Raw genomic sequence first — 317 nt, forward strand, 5'->3', positions numbered from 1 at the left:
GCGGGTGCCGCGCGCGAGCGAGCGGAGCTGGGCAGCCAGGACGGGGTCGAGCCCGCTGGGGAGGAGGGGGCCGAGTCGGCTGCCGTCTCCGCCCAGCCTGCCCCCGTGACCGAGACGGCCGCTCCGTCGGCCAAGGCCGGCCGGGCGCCGTCGTACCGCGAGGCGCGCACCGAGCGCCCCGAGCGCACCTCCTCGTGCGGTGACCGCGACCGCAACCGTGACGACCGCGGCTTCAGCCGGGACCGTGACCGGGAGCGTCCGGCCTTCGGCCGTGACCGCAACCGTGACGAGCGCGGTGGCCGTTCCTTCGGTGACCG

General features: G+C 77.6%; 1 protein-coding gene. It reads left to right on the forward strand.

Features of this window, described 5'->3' with window-relative positions; all coding sequences use genetic code 11:
• Nucleotides 1-105 precede the first annotated feature (105 nt).
• Nucleotides 106-317 (forward strand): hypothetical protein (locus UK12_RS34815; RefSeq protein ID WP_156179166.1); only part of this gene is annotated, 212 nt, incomplete at its 3' end.

The sequence above is a fragment of the Saccharothrix sp. ST-888 genome (genome assembly GCF_000955975.1).
Taxonomy (GTDB): Bacteria; Actinomycetota; Actinomycetes; order Streptomycetales; family Streptomycetaceae; genus Kitasatospora.